The organism is Paenibacillus amylolyticus, from assembly GCF_047302515.1.
Lineage (GTDB): Bacteria > Bacillota > Bacilli > Paenibacillales > Paenibacillaceae > Paenibacillus > Paenibacillus amylolyticus_G.
This window is the reverse complement of the sequence record NZ_CP168019.1, coordinates 5,998,345-6,021,435: the sequence shown is the minus strand read 5'-3', so window position 1 is coordinate 6,021,435 and position 23,091 is coordinate 5,998,345. Positions and strand designations below refer to the sequence as shown.

Sequence of the window (23,091 nt, the reverse complement as noted above, 5' to 3'; positions counted from 1 at the left end):
CTCCTAACCCTCTCTGGTGGAACGATCGGAATGTGGCTGAATCAAATCCGTCAGCAATTGGTCGATCAGGCCCTTCTCCACAATATCATCGATATTCTCCACCGAGAGAAGCACTTCGCGCTCACGGGCTGTCGTTTTTCCCGTATGTTGCAAAATGACTTCAATATTACTCTTTGTATAAAAAGTAACGACCGCTCCTGCCGCAATATCACCATGGAAACCCGTCGCGGAAAAGAAACGATAATTGAAGCTGCGCAGCGTACAGCTAGCCTCATTGGTGAAATGAACTGGAAGCTGAAGGGAAAGTCGCGGCATTTTTCGCTGATCCGATCTGGGTTGAACAATCCGTTTTTTCACATTACGTAACATATCGTCATAAGCCGTATCCCACAGATTCATCTGCTCTGGCAATGAGTGTTTACGGTCGTAGATGATTTGCATGTATTGGCGGTTATCATTCTCATCAATCGGCTGAACCGTTGCGGAGTAACGCCAGCCCTCTCCATCCTGTTTCACATACACGATGACTGCATCGAGGTTGGCCTCATACCGATCGGTTTTGACGACCAAAGAGATGATTTTCTGCTCAGCCAAATAAATAGGATAAGGGACATAGAAGGCAATACCTTGTTCGGATACATCCACCGTCTTGGCCTGATAACGCAGATTGTTGGCTTGGTCGTGAATCGTGACATCTTCCTGCGCCCGAATCCGTTCTGTCTCCCGATACGCACGGCGGCCGATCATGAAGAACAGGGCGTAACACAGCGCAATCATGTTATGAATCAGCCAGAAAATAATGATACTGCTGAAGAACAGCGCAATGCCGTACTTACCATTGACATAACGAATCACGGCTGCAATGGAAAGCAAAAGCAGGAAGATATGCGGAAGTGCATATAACAGAGCAGACATCCATTGTCGACCGCTTGCTCTGCTTTTGTTGGTGACCTTGAATTTTTTCTCACGAATACCCAGCGTCTCCAGGAGAACCGGCCAGATCAGATAAGGCATGAATATGGTATCGATAACCTGACTCCATCGCTGATTCCGAATATTACTGGACAGATATCGCATGGATACACTATAGAAGAAATAAGATGGAAGCCAGAATATTAAGATTTGCCAGAAGGTTGTATTCACAATCTGGAAGTCGAACAACGCAAACAAAATAGGTGCCAAAATGAAAATCAACCGATTAAAGAAGGACCACCAGTATAAGAAACTGCTTAAGTAGGTCACTCTCGTCCAGAAAGGGAGCTTTCCAGATATGGGTGCACGCGTATTCTGCAGGCTCTGAAGGATACCCCTTGCCCAGCGAATCCGCTGCTTAATCATGCTCTTCACTGTTGTTGTTGTCTGCCCAGCAGCTTGAACCTCTTGAGTTGCATAGGTAATATAACCTTCCTGCTGCAAGCGGATGCTTGTCTCAAAGTCCTCGGTGATCGTATTGAGTGGAAAACCTCCGATGTCTTCCATGCCTTGCCGGGAAATGATCGTATTACTTCCTGTATAGGCTACCGCATTGGAGGCATTACGCAGGATGTTCACTTCTCTGGAGAAGAAATCCTGTTCATTCGGAATACCTTGCTCTGCATACAGGTTAAACTGGAATAGATCCGGATTGTAGAAGCTTTGCGGGGTCTGTACCAGACCAAGCTTGAACTTAGGGTCCATCTCGTCCTCTCGGCGAGGACGCCATACCTCATTCTCCTTAATAAACGTGGAGAGCATGAAATAGGGTACCGTTTTCATCAGAAAGGTATGCTGTGGAATCATATCCGCATCAAACGTTGCAATGAGCGGCGAAGAGCTTTTGCTCAGTGCATTGTTCAGATTACCAGACTTGGCATCCTTGTTTCCGGGGAACCCCAGATATCCCACGCCAAACTGTCTGGCAAGCTCCTCCACCTCAGGTCTTGCTCCATCGTCACAGAGATAGATATGAACCTTCTGCTTGTCCGGGTAATCCATGAACGTACAGGCATTAACGGTTTTATATAACAGATCAACAGGCTCATTATGCGTAGCAATAAATACATCCACATCCGGAAAATACTCCGGCGGAACGATTGGAAAATCGAGCTGTGTACGTTCTTTTTGCATCTTTTGAAAGAATAATTCAAAGGTTGTCAGTACGGTGACCGTTTCAGCAACAATCAACAGCATACCAAAAATGACGTTCAGAACGCCTTCACCCCATGGCAACGTAAAGAACGTACGCCATACCAAATAAATCGACATCAGGATCATCGTGATGACAAAAAAGATATTCTGCCTTTTTTCGTTTTGCACTACAACTGCTTCCTCCTTGCTGCAAATACCCATCTTCGCTGCAATTGGAAACTGAGCAGGAACAGCAAGGCATCACAGACGAATTTCGCCAATTTCTCATCTACGAAGAGAACGGTATGGAATATATATACTCCGGTACTGGACAGCAAGATCACTACTCCGCATAACGTCAGATAGCGCCATAGACTTCCCTGGCTATCCTCCTTGCGGAATACAAAGTGTCTGTTCAGTACATAGTTGACCACAATGGAAATAACTCTCGCAATCACAGTTGCAAGCAGAATTCTTAAATAGTGCTGCTCACCCAACATGGGCCGCAATGCGTCGATCAAAAACCAGGCAATGCCCAAATCAACAACAGAACTGGCCACCGACGATGAAATGAACCGCAGGAAATTGGAGAACAACACCCCCATGACCCGAGCACTATCCTGGATCGCTTTAAAATGAGTGCCTGCATTGCCATTCTCATAAATGACTTGGATTGGCATCGTATGAATCGGTATGCCAGACTGAATGCACGAGATAAGCATCTGCAGCTCATATTCAAATCGAGTGCCGCGAACATCCTGCATAAACGCAAGTAACCCTGGACCGAAGGCACGAAGCCCAGTCTGGGTATCTGACAGTTTTTTACCATAGAGCATGGCAAAAATAAAGGAGGTCATTCGATTGCCTAACAGGGACTTTGGAGGTATGTTCCCCTCGCTGAAATTCCTTACCCCGAGCACCAATGAGTCCGGATAAATCCTTGCTTCTTGGGCTATGCGGTATACATCCTCAGCTGCATGTTGTCCGTCTGAATCAGCGGTTACGACGAAGGAAGATGTGTCGAATTGCTTCCCAATATACTCAAATCCGGTCTTGAGTGCCGCACCCTTCCCCTGATTTTCCGCATGTGTCAGCAGAGCACAACCGTTCTCACGAAGCTCCTCGAAAATCGACTGGTAGGCCTCACCAGATCCGTCGTCCACAATAACAATATTAGTAAATCCATACTCTCGCAATTGCCGTACATAGGCTGGAAGTCTCTCATCCGGTTCAAGCGATGGAATGAGGATGATCGTTTCGCCGTTTTGTCTACCTATAATCATCCTGATAAGCCTCAATTCGACATATTTTCACAAATTCTTTTTTGAATATTGTGAGTATAACATCGAAAAGGCATACAGTAAACGAATAACTTGTATATATATTGGTAAAAAAGTCGCACTCTTTTATAAGCTAATTCATAGGTGAAAAATACTAGTAGAGGGTTAGTCTAGCACTACTCAATCCATTACACATTTGGCTCTCGTTTCAGTACGTGCATCAGCATGGCATGCCGTTATCCACGGTGGTGATAGAAGTGAACCTTCGTATCCAGAAGCCACTCGAAGCGTGAATGAACACCTCCCCAGAATGCAGTCATTTCTCGCAAAAGTTCATCTTCTGTCTCCATCGACCGATTGGACATGCATCGACTTACAAATCTGGACGAATGGCCACTTATGCGGATCACGAATTTAAATTAGAATTACCGTAGACGATTGAAAAAAAGGCTGTGATTCCAATGTTATTCGAAAGAGACAAATGGTTGCAGTATGGCATTCTGCGCGATGAGCCCTCTCTCGCTGAACGGTTGCCAGAAACACAGTTGCTTGAGAAGGATACGCTAACGAAGATGCTTCTTCAGTATCCCAGCGTTGTACTGAAACCTCGTAATGGCAGTTACGGAAGGGGTATCCTGTTCATTAAACGAAGCGGTGCAAATGCTTATCGTATTCAAAATGAAAATAACACAGTCATCATGAGAGACAACGAGCAGTTACTCGAATGGTTCGAACAAACAATCAAAAGTGATGAATATATTGTCCAAAAGCGTCTGCAGCTTGCTCAAATTAAACACAGGCCGTTCGACATTCGGATCATGGTTCAGCGCAAAAAGGGTTCCTCGTCCACTTGGAACGTGACCGGTTCCTATGCTAAAGTCGCAGCACAAGGATACCAAGTCACCAATGTGAATAACCGCCCCATTCCAGTTCTTAAAGCACTGAGACTAGCTCGAATTGGAGATCGGCGCTTACTTGTCAGAGCGGAACAAGTTTCACGATTAGCTGCCAAACGATTGGGAGAGTATTACCCTATGCTTAGACAAGTCGGGTTCGATATAGCCATCGACAAGAAAAGACGAATTTGGATTATCGAAGGTAATTATCAACCAGCCTTACGGCCTTTCCGACTTTTGAAAGATTCCTCGATGCACCGAAGAATATTATGGTACAAAGAACATTAAAGCAAAAGAAGACGACCAGCCTTTTACTCATGGCCAGTCGTCTCTTCCTGTTTAGTACCTGTTCTTGATATTAACCCTCTTCGGTTATTTCCGGCATTTTCTAATCGCACTTGTAACACGTGTCACTCGGAACTGATTAACCCCTACCTGTATAATGGCGAACTGGCTGTACGACGTACCAGAAGAGGTATACGGTTCAGCCTCAATATTTCCACTCGGTGTTCTAACCGTCGCGGTGATTCTAGTTACCAGGCACACACCACGGTCGGAAGATCTCCAAGTCTCGTCACGCTGAACACTATATCTATCGTTGCTACAAAAGATCGATGCATACTCCACTACTCCACTCGCATTAAACGAAGTCGAGTTATAGATCTGAACAGGGTCATAACCACTAGGTGCTCCAGGTCTTCTATTTCCCATTCTCAAAACCTCCTTTTTATTGATAATCTATTAGATGCAATTAAATAGTTTTGGTGAGGTATAAATGTGGACAAGGCAGAAAAAGTGTGTTTGTACAGTGGTAGGGGGGAACTGGTAGCTTCTGATGTCGTAGCTCAAACACGAAAAAGAACCACCCTTTACTGTACAAAGGTGGTTCGCGAATTATAGAACTACTGTCAGTATCATCCTATTCAGCCAATTGAGTCGAAACGGTACATAATAGAAGGTCAAAACTCTCCAAATTGCAGATGCTTCTATTCTGCCGCCTCCGCCAACCATACTTGCATAGCCGGAGATTCCGCCCGATTCAAACGTAAGGCAATTTCGGTATTGATCTTATCCGGCGGCATGACTTCAACAAGGGCACATACGGACTCTCGCGGTTGATTTAAGGCAAATACGCCTTCATCATCGAGCATTTTCATCGCTAGCTCCATGGCGTTCAGCCTCACATCCAACTCGCGATTCCAATCATCATTCTCCAGTTCCGCAATGTAAGGACGCTCGTTATATCGTTGTTTGACATCGGCAAAGTGATCATCCCCAAAACAACAATAGGGCGAATCCGCATACGACCATTTGATGAGATCCGCAATCGTGGATACCGGCGTATCACTTTCCTCTGCTTGCCTAGCCGATTCCAACGCCAAAGCTTCCCACGACCATGCAGAGATGCTTGGCGCATGTCCCTCGCCAGTAGTGTATAACGTACAATAATAGTAACGTTCACCATTTTCAAAAAGAGTGCAAAAAGACGTTTTGGCGGCAGCGGCAATCTCTATGGCCAGCGTCTCTATTTCCTGCATTGGCTTCACGGTTAGAGTTCCCCTTTCCATTCGTTGATCATTTGCCCCTTCGATATGAATTGGATATTTGGACTAGATACCAAACACCTGCACCCACAAGGGCAGCAAACACCAGATTGATGCAGCCGAACACGATGAGTGACTTTGCTTGGCCTGGACCAATCCGGAAAGCCGTAACAAGTTGGAAGACAGCAGGTAGCAAAAATGCCAGCCAGGAGAAGGTTATAAGCTTTTCTGTCCTGAAGCTCCACCATACCGCTGAACATGAGGCAACTAGCAGTACCCAGGTACAGATAAGCTTTAGGGCGAACATCATTTCGTCCCCCTCCTATTTGCCATGAATCACAAGTCCATATTTACTGATTATCCACGATTGGCTCAAGTCGTGCATTGCATCATGGCTTATACGCACAGAGGGCTTTTGCTCCTTCATCGCGTCTGCATCAAGGGCTGAGAAGCGTAGGGGTTTGGTCATTTTTTTGATATAATCTCTTATCTCATCGAAAAACGCATAAGTTGCCGGTTTATGTTCACGAATATCCTCATAAATATAGTACTTTCCTTTTTCATCTTCCACATTAACTTGAAAACCTTTCGGAAATGAAAGCAATATACACGGCAGTTCATCCTCTGCCCATTGTCCGTAATACGGAAAAGAAACCCCTTCATTTCTCACAAAAAATCCTGAACTTTCTTGATCCGATGCAATAGAAATAGAGTAAACAAAGAAGGGATGGATGTCATCTCTCTTTTCTCCTGCCACAAAATACTGATAGAACGTCTGATACTCCTCGTACACCTGATTATAATCATGCTCTGTTCGGGCAGCATTGGTACGATAGAATTGCGCTTGCCGATGCTCCAAAAGCTGCAAAAGGCTTTTAAACTCTTCAGGAGTGATGAAGAATCTCAGTTTATAGAATCCGCTATTCTTTAATTTGTCCATTTCTTTCGCTCACCGCCCTGTTTAGAAATGTTATGCCAATGACCTTAGCGGGTTAGGTTTACCACCGCTCTTCCTCTTCCTCATCTCTATCTCTATCTCTATATTGAACGTTAATTCATCCGCATTCATTCTTATATATCAACTATATATGTATCTTATTTCCATTATAGTGATTACCCTTTCTGAGTCTACCTACTTTACACCTGAATTTTGCGAATGAACTTTGAAAAGGTAGCGAAATATCAGGATCATTGCGCCTGTACGCGAGCAAAAGACATACGTGAGGTGAATTCCAGACTACCCGCCTTGTGAGATGGGAGCACGCCAACATCTCATAATCAGCACAAATTAGCCGTACGGAATATCACCCGTACGGCTAATTTTGAATTATTCAGCTTTGCGAAATTGGAATTGTTAAGGTTTAACTACAGAGAGTAGAGACTCATTCCCCTCAGAGATCACCGTCACATCTGGTGCAAACGTAGCATCACTTACATGTAGCGTTTCTCCAAGTTCCATAGCACTAATGTCAAATTCAATCGACGTTGGCAAGTGTCTCGGCAATGCCTCCACTTCAATAGAAGATAATTGAACTTGCACGACTCCGCCCTGTTTTGTACCAATCGGTGTGCCGTTAAACTTCACAGGAATTTTAGTACGCAGGATCTCATTGGTCTGCACCTGCTGAAAATCCACATGAAGTAAATCCCGTGTAACTGGATCACGCTGGAGATCTTCCAACAATACAGTCAATGAGCCTTTCTCTTCAAACTGCAGTTCGATAAAACCAGACGTACCCTGCTTCAACCATTTTTGAAATTGTATTGTTGGAATATGAATCATTTCATTCTCCGTATTTTTGCCAAAAACAATACCTGGCAAACGCCCGGATTTACGTAAATCCCTAAGTCGGGATGTATTTAATGGAATGCGGTTCTCCGCTTGAAAACTAGTAGTCATGCTATGTTCGCTCCTCTTTATTAAATGATATTTTCACATTTTTCATACTCATCCAACCATCCCCTGTTGGGGCTAAAGAGAGAAACATAGCATCACCACCTCCATATACGATCCAATTGATTTTAAAATACATTTAATGTAAGCACCCATAATATACATGAAGGCACTCTACTCCGAAGAGTAGAATGCCTATGGGATGCTTCAACCCTATCATAGAAACATAGATTTGTCGATTTAACCCGAAGTAAATGACAGAACATCGTCTATCACGTCTACACTCCATATGGCAGAAGGGGCTCTTCCTTTGTCAGGAAGAGCCCCTATTAATATAAGATTTGACTAAGTTCTACATTATGAAGCTTTTGCTGTAACAGCCTTTTCAATCAATGCTTTTGCATCGCTAGTAGTAAGAGCTTGTTTAGGTTGAAGTGATTTTTTATCTGTTCCAGCAAAAATACCTTTGTCAATCAGTTTTGCCATAGGTTTAATTGCATAGGCTGACACGGATTTACCATCTTCGAAACTAGCAATAATCGTAGTAGCGTCTTTATCAGTCGCTTGATCTTTTACCAATTTAGCAAGAATGGTAGCAGCTTCTTCACGCGTGATATCCCGATCAGGATAGAAGTTTCCACCATAACCTTGAATGAATCCAGCATGCGTAGCTTCAGCAATCGCATCTGCATATGCAGCATTAGCCGCAACATCTTTGAATGCAGGTGCTGTAGCTACTTCGTTAAGTTTCAACATGTCGACAAGAGCACTTACAAATTCAGCACGAGAAATGACTTCTGTCGTTACAGGTGTTTCTGTTGGCTCGGTAGATGCAGCCAGGTTTGTAATACGTCCTTCATTTTTAGCTTCGATGCTACCGCCTTTATACGTGTCTACGATGTATTGGTAGAATACATCCAGATCGATAGGACCTGCCAGGGATGACTTAGCATCCACTAGCACTTTATAGTTATCTCCACCTGCGGCCATAAAGTTGTTAACTACAGCCGTATATGTTTTTGCAGGATCAATCGTTGTTCCATCTTCCAGACTAAGACCAGTAACACGTTCTGCGACCGGCTTATTGAAATCTGCAGTGTATTTCAAACCAGAGATTTGGAGTGTTTTGGTATTAGGTGTACCGTCAGCATTGGTACCCCATTGCTGCTGCAACAAGGTTTTAACCTGTTCGCCAGTCAGCTCAAGTTTTACTAGAGTATTACCAAACGGTTGGATTTTGGCAAGATCAGCAAAGGTCACATCGCCTTGTGGCAGATCCGCACGAATACCGCCTGGATTCATAAATGCAAAGTCAGCAGCACTTTCCTTATCCCCAAAGTCTGCTTCACGCATTGAATCTGCAATGAGGTTACCTAGAGGGGCTTCGTTACTATAAGCATCTGTACGGGTAACAGAACCATCCGTTGTACCTACTGGCTTCGTCAGCTCAGGATGCTTGTCTAATGATTTTTTAATAATAGCTAAAGATTCAGGGTCTTCTTTTACACCCTCTTGGAAAGTCGTTGTAACAGTCGCTGATTTTTCAGTTACATCCCCGGTAGCAGGGTCAATCATCAGTTTGATATCTTCAAACGCCGTACCATAGGAATAAGCTTGAACGATCAACTTTCCATTCACTACACCGTTAGCCAAAGCATGATTGTCACCTGCAACGATAACGTCAACAGGGGAGTCCGCCGGTAAAGCTTTTGCCAGATCAGCTGCTTCTCCAGTGGTTACGCCTTCTTTGGTTGTTGCTGGATCATGTGCCAAAACAATGATCGTTTCTACACCTTGGTCTTGCAATTCTTTAGCATATTTATTAACGGCTTCCACTTCTTCTTCTGCGCTTAAGAAACTTACGCCAGCTGTCCCAGATGGAGATACTTTGGCAGGTGTGGATTTCGTCACTAGTCCGATGAATCCAATTTTGACTCCGCCCACTTCTTTAATTACATACGGCTTAATCAATGTTTTTCCTGTGGCAGTTTCAATCACGTTTGCATTGACGTAATCAAATTTTGCACCGGCATGCGTTACCTTACCTTCTTTTGGATCAAGGCCACCAAAGATCTGTGCCTTTAAAGCAGCGACACCTTGGTCGAATTCATGATTCCCTAAGGACCCTACATCAAAGCCCATCATATTCATCCATTCCATGGTAGGCTCGTCACGATCCAAAGATGAGGCTGGAGCAGATGCACCAACAGAGTCCCCATTATGGAAGAGTAGGGAGTGTTCATATTTGGCTTGAGCTTCTTTGAGATAGGTTGCTAGAATTGGAGCCGTTCCTGCCTTCTTATCACCCACGATTGATGTGGTATCTAACTGACCGTGGAAATCATTGATTCCAATCAAGTGTACTTCTACATCGTTACCTGCGGCAGAGACAGAACCCGCTGCGCCCAATAGTTGCGTGAGTAATAGTGCAGCGGTAGCTACACGCAGTGTGCTTTTACCCAAAACTTTTTTCCAAAACATGAATGAAAAAACCCCTCTCCAATTTTAGATCCTGAGATATTTTACCATAGTTTAATTCATAAAAATCATTAAATATATAAAATGGATGTAAAAAGTTGAGAGATTGATAGAGGAGATGAATACCTATGTCTCAAGCTGCACCAAAGTTAGTGTTTAGCTCCAATTTATTCAAGCGAACAATAGGTTTTTTTCTAGCCCAGGAGACGAGAAGTTATAACGCATTGGACGTAAGTGATAGATTCAGAATTTCATATAGAAAAATATGGCTTTTATATTTTTTGTTGCTATAATGGAAAATAAAGTATGAACTTTCGCCAATGATGCAACTCCTCTACTAAAGAACACTTAGCTTCCATCTCCTAAAACACACACATCCCATTACATAATATGTATCAAAGATTTTCACGCTTTCTATTAAAGGAGGTGACCGTTGGGAGCATTTTAGATCTTAGTTCCCGTTTTACACCAAGTGGGGACGTGTTACATCTACCTCACCGCTCCTGACTGAATGCAACGCAGAAACATGCAATAGCTGTAAGGACTTGTAGTTCTATGCATTTAGCTTCAACCATTAAAAAAACATAGGAGCGTGTCCAATGAACAGACAACTTTTCCCCAGATCTTTTCGAATTCTTATGGCTTGCTTGTTAATTCTTGCATTTGCCGTACCAGCAACGGCTTCTGCTGGCTATCTCGGAGATAAGCTCACGATTGGCCAAAGCATGGCAAAGGGTGACTATCTCACCTCCCAAGATGGCAGATTTTCAGCCATTTGGCAGAATGACGGGAATTTCGTTATCTATCAAAACGGTTCTTCTCTCTGGAGTAGCGGAACTAGTAATAGTGGGGCTCTTTCGTTCAATTTTGAATCACAGTACGGGAAACCTGTCATCTATAAATATGGTATGAAATATCAAGACGTTTACCAATATGGTTATCGTTATGGTTTCAACCCGGCTACAGGTAAATTCGAATATTACACCGGTTGGGGATGGGATAAAGTTTTGATGATTGATACTTCTGTACAGGTAGCTGCTTGGTCTCCCAATACCACCTCATGGATTCCAGGTCATCACGGGAGCAGCTTACCGGCTAACACAACGGGTGACACACTGGTCATGCAAAGTGATGGTAATTTAGTTCTCTATAACACAACCCTGACCAATAGCAATTATCCGAACAGTTGGATTCCTGTCTGGGCTTCCAATACGGGCGGGCGTTAAAATTAGATCGAGAGCCGCATGATGTGCGGCTCTTTTTTTGTTTTCCAAGGAGGCTGATAGATTACTGACGTGTAGCGAGGTTTAACCCTCTCCGATTCGTTTAATATCAGCTTACAAGGCTTGAATTATCGATGCTAGATGCTATTGAATTAGCACCTATCAGTAGTCCTTCTATATTTATTTTCTATAGATATCACCATACGCCGTTTTTCCATCCATTTCTATTGTTTTCATTAAAGTCCCATATTCTACCGAATACCCTTTTCTCACATAATATTCTTGAGATCGGAATTCATGTCTATTGGTTAACTCAGCAAACAAAATCCATTGTAAATTATCAACGCACATGTTTAATATATTATAAGCATAATGAATTTTCATTTCTGAAGTAGCTTCATTTTTTGAATTAACTGTCGAAATGCTCTTTACACCTAGTCCATAAATTTCATTTTGGAACAAAAGAAATAATCCTAATGCGTCACTTCTATCTCCACTTTTATTGATGTCTTCAATGTTTTGCATATGAGAGCCAATTTTCTCGACAAGTCTTTTATGTATTTTATATATTCTTTTCGCAATTATTTCTGATGAAACCTTTTCATTTAAATCATAAGGATATATTCTTTTTATCTCTGGACTTAAAAATCTTAAAATTTTTCTTTTTTTAACTATACTATAGTTAAAAATGCTTTTATATTCTTCGACACATAATTTCAACTCCTCATAATCATATCTTTTTAATGTATCAATAGATTCCATCATTTTGTCTATATACATATCGTACTTAACAAGTATGTCTTTGAGTTTTTGTTCAACTTCAAGAACATCTTCGCTAAATCGTCTTTTTCTAATTTCAGGATGATTCTCTAGTACTTGCTTAAGTTTAGCTCGATACTTAAATGATTCTATTTCTTTAATCTTATTGTTGTACTGTCTGAATTCTCGTTTCTTTTTCTTAGGTACATCTTTTACAACATTGTCTATTGCTTCATTGAAATTTCTTTTCCTTTTATTATTTAAGTATTCTCTATAATAAAGTCGTTCTAGCTTATAATATTCCCCTTCATGTTCAAGAAAGGGGATTTCTGTATATATTTTCTGTAACTTATTGTTTTCACGAACAATTTTTAGTATTTGCTCTCTTTTATCTGAATTGTATTCATTTATATAAAATATCATTGCAACAATAGCACTTCCTAATATACCTGAAGAAATTGCCATGATAAAAGATCTTACTTTTTCAACATCTGCCTCGAAGTGTAATCCCAACTTCTTTTCAATAACATTTCCAATATATATCATTTTTTCAGTAGAAATAAAATTGAAATATGTGAAAACTACAAACATAAAAATTATTATAAATATAGCTTTTTCTAGATGTTTTATTCTTAAGTGCATATCATTCATCCTCCTGTTTAATATCATTCTTTCATCGTATTTAGAATAATAAGATAAGGTGTACAGTTACAAAAAAAATTATTATATACCTATACTCATTCTATCAAAATGTATTTATGCGAAAAATTTACAACCATTTTATATTTAACATCAAACCTTCATCCTTAATAACATGATCCTCTACTTTACATCTCTTAGGATATGGTTCCGTATCAATCTAGAGGCGAAAGTCTATAAAAATCTTCGGTGTTATCAGGTGATGTTTGTGCAGTCCATATCGATCCTTCTCGCAGTAAGATAAGCTTATTTGCATATATTGACAAATAAATGTGTTAGACTACTTAAAGAAGAATTGCCGATCTATACTAAAGAATGCTACACAACTGGATACAGACAGTTATTACGATAAACGTAGTTGGAAAGGAAACCCCATGAATAGTTCCTTGAAGCAACGAATGAAATCATTATTAGCACCAGTGTTTCCCGGTGGAATCATAACCATTCTGATATTTTATCTAGATTACTTTCAATTCGAACTTGTTGAAAAATTTCTGCTGTTTGCGGCTTTCGTTATTGTGCCTCTTGTAATTTTACTTTTGGACCATGACGCGAAGAATACATATCAACGAATGATGTATGCCGCTATGAAGTGGCTTCAATTTCCCGCTGCGCTTCTTACCCTTGCGTCGGTAATGAGTAGTAAGATGTGGGGGTTAGAAAGTACGGTAATTCCAGGAATTCTGTCCCTTGGGTGGCTACTGTTCACACTGCTGCTTGGCATCTATGGCTTGACCACTATTGTGATCGCTAAAGGAAAAGCAGCGGAAATAGCGATTGGTGCAGGGCTCGTTTATTTTTTTATCGGGGGCATTTGGTTTACCTTATATCAATATCAATTAACCCTCTTTCAAGCTAATCCTGCAACGCACGCGTTAAGCTCGCTCCACTTTCATTTCTCATCTGCGATCGTTCCGATTTTTATTGGTGCACTGGGACGCATCATGACGAAGAAAAGTTGGTATCCCTGGGTTGTTGCCATCGATATCATCGGACCAATCTTGATTGCTATTGGTATGATTTTCTCCAAGCCGATTGAATACATTGGTGTCGCTTTGTTCGCCTGTAATATTGTGGTTTACACCGCTTATCTCCTTACTTACTTGAGGAAAAACGCTTTGGATATTAAGGCAACCATCTTTTTAGGCCTTTCTTGCCTAGCCTTTTACACGGTGGTTGTCATTTCCATCTTCTATCCGTTACTGAAAAATATGTACTCATTAACCATACGCGATTTCATTCCCATTTACGGAGCTCTGCATGCGTTTGGTTTTGTCTTATGTGGACTGATTGGTTGGGTGTTCATGGTAGACTTCGTTAAAGGAAAAGGCTAACCAATCGGCTTCATAGGAGTAGTTTAGTCAGGTTCGTGCTATAATAGTGTTTAATAACATTCATCATTCTGCCAAGATGGCGATGATTAAGGAGATTGAATTTTGACGAACAACCATGAAGTTGGAGCAGTGAACGAACTACCGGAGAACTTTGAAGAGCTCAAACGAGCAGCTAACCGGACGTCAAGCTGGAGAGACAGACTGAATGCGGTGAACGAATTGGGAAACTGGGATACAGCCCCTACCATGAAGTTACTTCAGCATGTTTTGAAAAATGATCAAGTGTTCCAGGTGCGTGAAGCCGCATATCACAAGCTGAAACAGTTGGATGAAGATGTACAAATGCCTGCCAAAAACAAAGGCGAGCTGTTTAAAGGTACTAACAAAATTTTGCTGCGGATCAAAAAAAGCCTTCCTGAAGGTCATACATTTGAGGAATTTAAGGAAAAACTGCAAAAGACACGTCTTGATCTCTATGATACTTACGAGGGCGACAAAGATGCTGAGTTCGACGCCTGGCTCCATGGAATTTGGGAGACACTAGGTAGAAGATAGCCGCCGTTCACCGTAAAATAGCTGAATACAAAGCCACTCCAAAAAAATGGAGTGGCTTCTTTATTTCTTATTATTTTGATTGTCACCAGATTTCATCTCACTCTTTAGCCCTTTGAAATAGCCTACATTTATTTCACATGTACATTCCTCGTACGATGTCAAAGTTGTGTGCTATAAGATTTATTCTGGTATATAAGGAAGATCCAGTGTCTTCGGAACGTTGATGACATGTTTTTCTGTATACGTGCGGATACCTTCCGCGCCGTATTCACGGCCAATGCCCGATTGCTTAAAGCCACCGAAAGGGAACCGAACGTCAAGACCCTGAACAGCAGCTGTATTGATCATGGTCGTTCCAGCTTCGAGTTGACGTGCGACGGAGATGGCATCCTCTTCTTTGCCCCACACAGAACTCGTCAATCCATATATGCTCTCATTGTGTAGATGAATAACCTGCTCTTCATCGTCAAATGGCAGAATCGGAACTGTAGGACCAAACTGTTCCTCTACGACAATCGGATCATGAACATCGCAACCCAAAACAAGCGTAGGTTGTAAGAAGTAACCTTGGTCAAACAGCTTCTGATCAAGAATTTGCCCGAGAGGGATGACCTTAGCCCCGCGCTTTTGCGCATCTTCAACCAAACCAAGCACGTAATTCTTCTGCTTCAGGTTATTAACCGGGCCTACCGTCGTATTTGAATCAAATGGATCACCAATTCGAATCCAGCGATTTGCCGCCTCTATATATTTTTCCACAAACTCATCATAAATAGAACGGTGTACATACACACGTTTGGCGATCATACAGATCTGGCCTGCAGTCAAGAAATTAGAAATGACAATCCGGCGCATGGCTCGCTCATCATGAACATCAAAACTTTCCAAGAAGATAGCCGCATCATTACCACCAAGCTCAAGCGTCATATCTTTAATCGTTTCCGAAGCCGCTTTAATAATATGCTTAGCTGTCGCAGTTCCACCTGTAAAGGCGATTTTAGTAACCAAAGGATTACTAGTCAGTTCAACGCCCACATCCGCATCACCATGAACGACATTGATTACACCAGCCGGGAACTCACTCGCAATAATCTCTGCCACTTTCGCTGCCGCCAGTGGCGCATATGGACTTGGTTTAAGCACAATCGTGTTGCCCGCAAGTAAGGCAGGAGCAATTTTAATGGTAGATAAAGCAATAGGATAGTTCCATGGACTAATCGCTGCCACCACACCAATTGGATCATAGGAAAGAATCGTTTTACCATTCTCATGCTCTTTGATCTCTTCCTGTAGAGCCGATTTGGCTTCATTACAAGCAAATTCCATCCACATTAACGAAACATAAATTTCACCGTGTGCATCATACAGGGGCTTGCCATGCTCTCTGGACAGCAAATGCACAATTTCATTCTCAGCTGCTCTAATCTTCTCGATCGCCTTGCGCATCATCATAATGCGTTCATCAATGGGGGTCTGCTTCCATGTTTTAAAAGCCCCTGCCGCCGCTTCAATCGCTTCAACCGCTTGTTCTTTCGTAGTGACAGGGAAATAACCTACGATCTCAGTTGGGTTTGTCGGATTCTCTTTTGCTACCTGCGAAAGGGATTTTATATTTTGACCATTAATGAACGCTTCAACGATAATTGTCTCTTGGTCTGCTTGAATTGTCATTTTACATCCCCTCCGTTATTTAAATGGATTAATTCCAAACTTCTTCTGCAATTTCCTTCACATAACGAAGTTTACGCCATTGTTGTTCTTCCGTTAAAATATTGCCTTCTTCTGTAGATGAAAAACCACATTGTGGACTCAAACATAGTTGCTCAAGTGGTACATAGGTTGCCGCCTCTGCAATCCGAGCTTTAATGTGTTCTTTATCCTCTAACTCGCCTGTTTTTGATGTGAGTAAACCAAGCACGATTTTCAAATCTTTTCGATTCACATATTTTAATGGCTCGAAACCACCTGAGCGCTCATCATCAAATTCTAAGAATAATCCGTCTACGTTTAAGCCTCCAAAGATAACTTCAGAAGCGTAATCATAACCACCCGTTGAGAAATAATTCGATTTATAGTTACCACGACAAATGTGCATCGTCACCACTAAATCTGCCGGTTTATGAGACAAGGATTCATTAATCATGCGCTGCATCGTTTTCAACTCTTCCGCCGGTTCCAGACCTTTGGCACGCAGCTTATCATGACCAGCTTCGGAGAATAGGTCCGCCCAAGCCGTATCATCTAATTGCAGGTATCGGCATCCCGCATCATAGAAAGCTTGAATTGCTTTTTGATACGCCGCAATCGTATCCTGAAGGAATTGCTCTCGGTCCGTATAGATATTAGCGTCATTTTCCAATCGGTATAGAAGCATGTTAGGACTTGGAATCGTCTGTTTCGCCACAGCGTCACCTGCATGCTTTTTCAAAAACTCAAAATCCTTAACAAAGGGATGACTCGAGAAATCAACTTTACCAACAACACGAATCCCACCCTTGCGAGTTTGCATATTATGGAATTTCGGTCCGTCTATTTGCTCATACAACTCTACGCCATCCAAGCCACCCAGAAAATCAAAATGCCACCAGCTTCTACGGAATTCACCATCCGTAACTGCCAATACGCCATTTTCCTTTTGCTTTTCAATAATTCGAATAATCTCTTGATCTTCTACAACTCTTAATTCTTCATATGTGATGTTGCCTGATTTATATTGTTCACGTGCCTGACTTAAGATTGCAGGGCGTAGAAAGCTGCCTACATGATCATTACGAAATGGTATCATAAGTATTTCTCCTTCTAATTTTTTATTCTAATGAGTATAGCATGGTCAAAAGGAATGCCTGTTATATGAAAAAAACATGGCTGGTTATAGCTTTTATCAATAGCTAAAAGACTTTAATACGCAAAAATCCACAACCTTCTATGGTAGTGGATTTAGGGTGGAGCGAGGAGCAGTGGTCATAATGATAAGGTTCCCCACTCGTCATTTATTGGTAAGCATCTGCTGTTCTTTTAGACATACCCATCTCATCCCGTTCAATAATAACAGTTCATTCGGAAAATGTCCCAGTAAACTAACAACTTCTTCTTTAATTATTTTCAAGATAAAAGGTCTTCTAATAATGAAGAAACACTCCTATCTATAAAAATGGAAAAACAGAACCAATGTCAATCTTTCTTCCAGATAAATACCATCTAAACATTTTCTGAGCAGGCAACTTTAATACCGATATATCACAGAGTGCAGGCATAGATAAGTTACTCAGCATACTCATTTCGGCAGTACCTACGTATTCACCTGTATCTTTTTCGGTTGGCATTAAAAATGCATTTTGTATATGTGTAAAGTTATGCGCATTAATAAAATTATTGTATGAAAGCTGATATAAGTACTGTTTTGTAATATCTCCGATACCTGGCTGTCCGTCTACTCTTCGTTCATCTAAGCGAATATTATAATACTTGGCATCAAATATACCGAAACAAACTCCATCATCTTTTGGGAACAGGCTAATTATATCTGGAATCAACGTTTCTTCTACCCGATGAGATTTCAACAACCTTCCGCCTTCTATAAGGTTCCATTTGGGCTTTTCAATCAATTCTAGAAGGGTATAATCCTTTTCGCTTGAATATTGTTCTGCAAGTGGTTGTGGTAATGATAGATATTTAAGCTTAGTAGATAATTGATTATTGAAAACATCTGAACAAACTTTTTCCCATACAAAATTAAAACTGTTTGTTCCAAATAAACTAAGTCCATTTTCTTCTTCGCGCAACTTCCCCTTAAAAATATAATTATACATGGTTTTAAGGACAATCTGTTTCCGATTTTGAAATTGAACTGCAAGCTCTCTTGATAAGCGATATAAAACATATTCTTCGTCACCAAAATCTGATAGTTCCCCATCATAAAGTATAGCTTCTTCTATATCAAATAGTTCTGACAAACCAAGTTCTTTTAGCTTTAAAAAACATTTAGTAATGATGCATTCATGCAACTGTTTAAAATAGTCAAAGTCATCATCAAAAGAACCGTGCGTGTAGAGCTCTGTGTAATATGCTCTACTTTCTCGCAATATCGGGTACACTTCTCCGATAGTTTTATCCCAATTGATTTCCCCCTCTCCATTTAGCTCATTAATATCAATTGGGTTTGCATAAGTTCCATTTTCGGAATAATCATCAACAAAAAAGAGAATAGCAGCCAATAAGTTAAAGTCAGCACTCTCATCATCTCCAGTTGCTGACATTAGTAACTGCTCCCTAGAATTGTATCTTCTTAATACTTGTAAAATTTGCTTCATTTCATCCAATGGTGTTTTAACTTCGGAAATATATTTGGGATAACATTTGATGATATACTGTCCTATGTTAATTACTCCAACAAAGTCGAAAACAAAGTGGCTATTACGGGAATTCAATTCCACGTATAGTATTTCGGTGTCAATATCTTTCACATACTCATTATCCTTCAATGCCTTCTTCGACTTTTCTTTAACAATACCGAGCGATTTTAATTTCCTTATTAGAGATATCGCTTCCTCTTCCGTCATTTGCAAGAGAGAAGCTATTTCTTCACCGGAGTATCTTCTAAGTTCTTTAAAAAAAGCTGACCTCATCACTATCACCTATGCATTTTCATCTTCCTCAGATTCTTGTTGCCGCTCGTCTTGTAAATTTAAACTAAAAATCTCGTCGCCAATATTATCATAAGCTATGCACACATTAGAATAGGTACTAGCATCGCATCCACTAAAGACTACTTTTCTGTATTGCTTTGCTGCATCTTCAAATAAATACATTAATAGCTTACTCTTGAACATCTCATTGAATTTTTCACCATTTGCCAATGCAGATAACCCTAAAAAGAAGGGACCTAATAGTTTGTCTTCATTGACTTTACATGATTTTAAGAGAATGGAGTTAATCTCTTTTCGTAAAGTATTCCACGAAACTTGTTTACCATTTGGAAGTGTAACAATGTAAGTTTCTATCTCATCGCTTCCATCGTCTATGCCAATGTATTCAAACTCCCATCTTCTCTTGAATGCAGTGTCCATTGGAAATACTCCTTGGTCCGCACTATTCATGGTTGCCCAAATATACATATTACTTGGAATTACAATTTTGCGATATTTATCTAGCATCCTTTTCTTTTCCGTTTCATCGGTACAAGAAAGAAAATTAGATTCAAGTTCAGATGCTAAAAAGGTACGCATATCTTCGCTAGTCTCAATAGGATATTGGCTAACCCCATCTCGTCTATCTAACAATTGAAAAACATCACCGAATACTGCAGCAACGTTAGCCCTATTAATTTCTTCAATAATCAGAAGCTGCGGTGTACCGTTTTTGATAGCTTTAACAAGCGTTCTAGTGAATGGACCTGGAACAAACTTATATGTAATCTCTCGGTCCATCGGAACTGGTTTATAGGTACCAACAAACTGACCGTATGAGTAATTCGGATGAAAGGTAACTCGCTCATAATTATCTCCGAACTGAGCTTTTTCAGTCTCCAGCGTATAGCTTTTACCAGTACCAGGAGCCCCAAACAAAATTCTATTATACGTGGCTTCCAAAGGGGTATGTTCATCAACTGGTGTTGTGTCCACCATGAACTCATTATCTCTTACAATTACTTTGAAGTTACATAAACTAAGGTAAGCTGAAACACGTCTCTGGTATTCTGACAATTCATCTAATTCTCTGTTATCCTTTAGCCTTACAATTCCTGGTCTGTAACTTAGAAAATCATTCAATCCTTCAGACAATGCAGACTTTAATATCCTTAATGAGCCCTTTGATTCAAGCTCCCCATTTATATCAACTGTATCATTTCCTTCTACAAGCTTTTTGTATACACCATTAAGGTTAAAAATCACATCTGTACCAGCTGCAGTTAATTTATAAATTGCTTCTTCAGAAAGCAACATAAAAATCTTGATTAGTTTTTCTTCAGCTGCATCCTCAATTTCAATTTCGAAGCCAGTAGCCCACTTCAAAAGGATAGGCATATATGTATCCTGATTTTCTGCAACCAAAAGGTCAATCAAGTCCATATTTTTGGTAAAAGTAAGCTGTTTTTCGTATCTAATACCGCCTCTACGCTCTGCACTAAATGACCGTTGTTCTACAAAACTTACTTTCGCTAATCTCCATATTAATTCAAATGCAACAATTAAAGCTTCTATCTGCGACTTAAAAAGTTGATTTTCATTAATTTTACTTATAAAATCATCATCCGAAACACCAATTGAAGTATATGTAGAACGAAGTAACCCTTTTAACAGCTCGGCAATTTCATCTTTTATCTGTAAGTCATCTCCATTTGATTGGGAGTATTGAAGATCTGCTACTCTTCCCGAACTTCTCCACAAAAGAAAGGTAAGGGATATAGTTTCCCTTACCTCTGATAAAGAAGATTTAATTCCTAATTTTAAATCGATGTCTCTATGCTCTTGTAAACTCTCTGGAGTTGTCATTTATATAATCCTCCTGCTTTTTTCTCATATCATTTAATATTACTTCTGCAATTGATTTTGCTAAAAGTGGCGGTACTGCATTACCAACTTGCTTCATTTGCGAACCTTTAGTCCCAGTGAACTTAAAAGTATCTGGGAACGACTGTATCCTTGCTGCTTCTCTAACTGTAATTGCTCTATTCAGGAATGGATGTGTAAATTTACCGGAAGATGGGGTGTCAAATCTAGTTGTGATTGTAACTGATACATCTTCTTTTCTCATCCTTGTCCATGTTCCACTATAAATAGATTTAGTCAAATGTTCTTGTGGCAATACTTCCTTACCACTGTTAGGTGGAATTAAATTCAATCTTTCCAAAGCAAGAGATGAATGATTTGTAGCCACATGATTAGTTAGAATCTTACTTCCTGATCTAAGCATTGACTGATAATTGCTTTCGGGAGCACACTTATATTCTTGTTTTTCAGAACCTTCTCCTGATTTCAAATAAGCCAAGTCACTTATCGCGTCCCATATTGACACAGTATAACCTACGGGTTCTGGAAGCTTAGGTGCTACTCCATTCAACTTCCCAATTATTACAGCTCTCCTTCTGCTCTGCGGAACTCCATAATCTGCTGCATTTAGAACACCTGATGTCAACGAATAATCAATGCTTCCAAACAGCTCAATAATTTCATTTTTAAAAAAACTATTTTCTGAAGTGAGTAGGTTAGGAACATTCTCCATTACAAAGTACTTAGGACGAACCAAGCTCACAACATTAAAAAAGTATTTAAACAAAAAATTACGTTCATCATTAATTGTTTTCCTCTGACCTTTTTGGGAAAATCCCTGACATGGGGGACCACCTATAACTATATCAATCGTTCCTTTATACTTTCCAAATGTATTTGTTAGTGGTAAATCTGTAATATCTTCAACAAGCATATTAGATTCTTTCCTGTTTTCAACATAAGCGGACGCAATGGACTTATCATACTCATTCGCCAAGACCACTTCACACCCAGCCAATTCAAATCCTAGAGACATCCCACCTACACCAGCAAATAAATCAATTACTTTAGGTTTCATAAACACCTGTCTCCTTAATTCGTTCAGCTGCATTTTGAAAATACTCTTTATTTAATTCAATACCAATGAACTTTCTACGATTTCTTTTTGCAACTACACCAGTACTTCCGCTACCCATAAATGGGTCTAATACAGTCTCTCCTTCATTAGATAGGAGGTAAATAAATTGTTGCAATAACTGCTCAGGTTTTTGAGTCGGATGTTTACCAAATTTTCTCTCTGTTCCAGGAGTAACTGACGTTTCAAAAAAGTCATGGACAGCTTTACCGTTATTATTAAAAGTACCCGTTTTTTTCTTATATGTGAAATACACCCAAGCTTCTGTTGAGTTCACAAAATGTAAATTCATATTTCTTGGCATAGGATTATGTTTGTGCCATATCCCTGTAGTTTTGTAATACAAACCATTTTGTTCAGCTAATTTTATCAAAGTCTCCACTTTAATTATCGACATAAAGACAATCATAGCCCCACCTGTTTTTAACAACCTGGTCGATTCAGCAAAAAACCTATTCATTGAGTCTTCCCAGTCAGAAAAACCCAAATCATCCCAGCCAGCTGCGCCAAAGAAGTTATCCCTCATTTTTTTAAGGTTTGTATCTCTATCTTTCATAAATAGACCTAAATTATAAGGTGGGTCAGTCAGTATTAAATCAACTGAACCAGCATCAAGATTACTCATTCCATCTATGCAGTCCTCATTAAGCAATAGGACATTACTTTCTAAATTTGATAAAGTCTCAGACATTTAGCAATT

Annotated in this window: 19 protein-coding genes; 4 read left to right on the top strand and 15 right to left on the bottom strand. The window is 40.4% G+C overall.

Annotated features, from left to right (window positions below):
* Positions 1–3: 3 nt before the first annotated feature.
* The gene (locus ACDJ59_RS26445; RefSeq protein ID WP_413406703.1) at positions 4–2,295 is read right to left on the bottom strand and encodes a glycosyltransferase family 2 protein; all 2,292 of its coding nucleotides are present in this window, start codon (positions 2,293–2,295) and stop codon (positions 4–6) included.
* Positions 2,295–3,389: a GtrA family protein gene (locus tag ACDJ59_RS26440; RefSeq protein WP_413406702.1), complete on the bottom strand. Its 1,095-nt coding sequence runs from the start codon at positions 3,387–3,389 to the stop codon at positions 2,295–2,297. The genes ACDJ59_RS26445 and ACDJ59_RS26440 overlap by 1 nt, the downstream gene beginning before the upstream one ends.
* Before the next feature lie 458 nt (positions 3,390–3,847).
* On the opposite strand from ACDJ59_RS26440, the gene ACDJ59_RS26435 reads away from it, so the two are divergent.
* Positions 3,848–4,570, top strand: coding sequence for a YheC/YheD family protein (locus ACDJ59_RS26435; RefSeq protein ID WP_413406701.1), 723 nt, complete (start codon positions 3,848–3,850; stop codon positions 4,568–4,570).
* Positions 4,571–4,654: 84 nt separating this feature from the next.
* Here the strand turns inward: ACDJ59_RS26435 and ACDJ59_RS26430 are convergent, their stop codons facing one another.
* The 6 genes from ACDJ59_RS26430 to ACDJ59_RS26405 form a co-directional block, all read right to left on the bottom strand.
* The gene (locus ACDJ59_RS26430; RefSeq protein ID WP_051449797.1) at positions 4,655–4,993 is read right to left on the bottom strand and encodes a hypothetical protein; all 339 of its coding nucleotides are present in this window, start codon (positions 4,991–4,993) and stop codon (positions 4,655–4,657) included.
* A 275-nt stretch (positions 4,994–5,268) separates the two neighbouring features.
* Positions 5,269–5,820, bottom strand: a complete 552-nt coding sequence (locus tag ACDJ59_RS26425; protein ID WP_413409918.1) for a DUF4303 domain-containing protein — start codon at positions 5,818–5,820, stop codon at positions 5,269–5,271.
* 37 nt (positions 5,821–5,857) lie between these two features.
* A complete protein-coding gene (locus tag ACDJ59_RS26420; RefSeq protein ID WP_413406700.1) occupies positions 5,858–6,136 on the bottom strand; it encodes a hypothetical protein in 279 nt (92 codons plus the stop codon).
* 12 nt (positions 6,137–6,148) lie between these two features.
* Positions 6,149–6,766: a hypothetical protein gene (locus ACDJ59_RS26415; RefSeq protein ID WP_413406699.1), complete on the bottom strand. Its 618-nt coding sequence runs from the start codon at positions 6,764–6,766 to the stop codon at positions 6,149–6,151.
* Positions 6,767–7,180: 414 nt separating this feature from the next.
* Positions 7,181–7,726 carry a 50S ribosomal protein L25 gene (locus ACDJ59_RS26410; protein WP_076217089.1) on the bottom strand — a complete coding sequence of 182 codons (546 nt, stop codon included), beginning with the start codon at positions 7,724–7,726 and terminating at the stop codon, positions 7,181–7,183.
* A gap of 351 nt (positions 7,727–8,077) precedes the next feature.
* Positions 8,078–10,183 (bottom strand): 5'-nucleotidase C-terminal domain-containing protein, encoded by a 2,106-nt coding sequence (locus ACDJ59_RS26405; protein WP_413406698.1) that lies wholly within the window; start codon positions 10,181–10,183, stop codon positions 8,078–8,080.
* A 614-nt stretch (positions 10,184–10,797) separates the two neighbouring features.
* Here ACDJ59_RS26405 and ACDJ59_RS26400 point away from each other — a divergent pair.
* Positions 10,798–11,424, top strand: a complete 627-nt coding sequence (locus tag ACDJ59_RS26400; RefSeq protein ID WP_091035301.1) for a hypothetical protein — start codon at positions 10,798–10,800, stop codon at positions 11,422–11,424.
* A 177-nt stretch (positions 11,425–11,601) separates the two neighbouring features.
* Here the strand turns inward: ACDJ59_RS26400 and ACDJ59_RS26395 are convergent, their stop codons facing one another.
* Positions 11,602–12,822 carry a hypothetical protein gene (locus tag ACDJ59_RS26395; protein WP_413406697.1) on the bottom strand — a complete coding sequence of 407 codons (1,221 nt, stop codon included), beginning with the start codon at positions 12,820–12,822 and terminating at the stop codon, positions 11,602–11,604.
* Between the two features lie 431 nt (positions 12,823–13,253).
* Between ACDJ59_RS26395 and ACDJ59_RS26390 the strand changes: the two genes are divergently transcribed.
* Both ACDJ59_RS26390 and ACDJ59_RS26385 read left to right on the top strand, forming a co-directional pair.
* Entirely contained in the window at positions 13,254–14,213 is a 960-nt protein-coding gene (locus ACDJ59_RS26390) for a YndJ family transporter (RefSeq protein WP_413406696.1), read from the top strand.
* A 102-nt stretch (positions 14,214–14,315) separates the two neighbouring features.
* A complete protein-coding gene (locus tag ACDJ59_RS26385) occupies positions 14,316–14,768 on the top strand; it encodes a HEAT repeat domain-containing protein (RefSeq protein WP_413406695.1) in 453 nt (150 codons plus the stop codon).
* Positions 14,769–14,948: 180 nt separating this feature from the next.
* On the opposite strand, the gene ACDJ59_RS26380 is transcribed toward ACDJ59_RS26385, so the two are convergent.
* The 6 genes from ACDJ59_RS26380 to ACDJ59_RS26355 form a co-directional block, all read right to left on the bottom strand.
* The gene (locus tag ACDJ59_RS26380; protein ID WP_413406694.1) at positions 14,949–16,439 is read right to left on the bottom strand and encodes an aldehyde dehydrogenase family protein; all 1,491 of its coding nucleotides are present in this window, start codon (positions 16,437–16,439) and stop codon (positions 14,949–14,951) included.
* Between the two features lie 28 nt (positions 16,440–16,467).
* Positions 16,468–17,553, bottom strand: a complete 1,086-nt coding sequence (locus ACDJ59_RS26375; RefSeq protein ID WP_413406693.1) for a 5-methyltetrahydropteroyltriglutamate--homocysteine S-methyltransferase — start codon at positions 17,551–17,553, stop codon at positions 16,468–16,470.
* Positions 17,554–17,911: 358 nt separating this feature from the next.
* Positions 17,912–19,393, bottom strand: a complete 1,482-nt coding sequence (locus ACDJ59_RS26370) for an LlaJI family restriction endonuclease (protein ID WP_413406692.1) — start codon at positions 19,391–19,393, stop codon at positions 17,912–17,914.
* A 9-nt stretch (positions 19,394–19,402) separates the two neighbouring features.
* Positions 19,403–21,259 (bottom strand): AAA family ATPase, encoded by a 1,857-nt coding sequence (locus tag ACDJ59_RS26365; RefSeq protein ID WP_413406691.1) that lies wholly within the window; start codon positions 21,257–21,259, stop codon positions 19,403–19,405.
* Positions 21,228–22,334, bottom strand: coding sequence for a DNA cytosine methyltransferase (locus ACDJ59_RS26360; RefSeq protein ID WP_413406690.1), 1,107 nt, complete (start codon positions 22,332–22,334; stop codon positions 21,228–21,230). Before ACDJ59_RS26360 ends, ACDJ59_RS26365 begins: the two co-directional genes overlap by 32 nt.
* A complete protein-coding gene (locus tag ACDJ59_RS26355) occupies positions 22,324–23,082 on the bottom strand; it encodes a DNA-methyltransferase (protein WP_413406689.1) in 759 nt (252 codons plus the stop codon). Before ACDJ59_RS26355 ends, ACDJ59_RS26360 begins: the two co-directional genes overlap by 11 nt.
* Between the last annotated feature and the right edge of the window lie 9 nt (positions 23,083–23,091).

Bases quoted from the DNA above. Each gene is read 5' to 3' on its own strand.
- ACDJ59_RS26375 (WP_413406693.1), bottom strand. From the start codon at position 17,553: ATGATACCATTTCGTAATGATCATGTAGGCAGCTTTCTACGCCCTGCA.
- ACDJ59_RS26420 (WP_413406700.1), bottom strand. From the start codon at position 6,136: ATGATGTTCGCCCTAAAGCTTATCTGTACCTGGGTACTGCTAGTTGCC.
- ACDJ59_RS26430 (WP_051449797.1), bottom strand. From the start codon at position 4,993: ATGGGAAATAGAAGACCTGGAGCACCTAGTGGTTATGACCCTGTTCAG.
- ACDJ59_RS26435 (WP_413406701.1), top strand. From the start codon at position 3,848: ATGTTATTCGAAAGAGACAAATGGTTGCAGTATGGCATTCTGCGCGAT.
- ACDJ59_RS26370 (WP_413406692.1), bottom strand. From the start codon at position 19,393: ATGAGGTCAGCTTTTTTTAAAGAACTTAGAAGATACTCCGGTGAAGAA.
- ACDJ59_RS26380 (WP_413406694.1), bottom strand. From the start codon at position 16,439: ATGACAATTCAAGCAGACCAAGAGACAATTATCGTTGAAGCGTTCATT.
- ACDJ59_RS26415 (WP_413406699.1), bottom strand. From the start codon at position 6,766: ATGGACAAATTAAAGAATAGCGGATTCTATAAACTGAGATTCTTCATC.
- ACDJ59_RS26360 (WP_413406690.1), bottom strand. From the start codon at position 22,334: ATGAAACCTAAAGTAATTGATTTATTTGCTGGTGTAGGTGGGATGTCT.
- ACDJ59_RS26365 (WP_413406691.1), bottom strand. From the start codon at position 21,259: ATGACAACTCCAGAGAGTTTACAAGAGCATAGAGACATCGATTTAAAA.
- ACDJ59_RS26425 (WP_413409918.1), bottom strand. From the start codon at position 5,820: ATGCAGGAAATAGAGACGCTGGCCATAGAGATTGCCGCTGCCGCCAAA.
- ACDJ59_RS26440 (WP_413406702.1), bottom strand. From the start codon at position 3,389: ATGATTATAGGTAGACAAAACGGCGAAACGATCATCCTCATTCCATCG.
- ACDJ59_RS26410 (WP_076217089.1), bottom strand. From the start codon at position 7,726: ATGACTACTAGTTTTCAAGCGGAGAACCGCATTCCATTAAATACATCC.
- ACDJ59_RS26355 (WP_413406689.1), bottom strand. From the start codon at position 23,082: ATGTCTGAGACTTTATCAAATTTAGAAAGTAATGTCCTATTGCTTAAT.
- ACDJ59_RS26400 (WP_091035301.1), top strand. From the start codon at position 10,798: ATGAACAGACAACTTTTCCCCAGATCTTTTCGAATTCTTATGGCTTGC.
- ACDJ59_RS26390 (WP_413406696.1), top strand. From the start codon at position 13,254: ATGAATAGTTCCTTGAAGCAACGAATGAAATCATTATTAGCACCAGTG.
- ACDJ59_RS26395 (WP_413406697.1), bottom strand. From the start codon at position 12,822: ATGCACTTAAGAATAAAACATCTAGAAAAAGCTATATTTATAATAATT.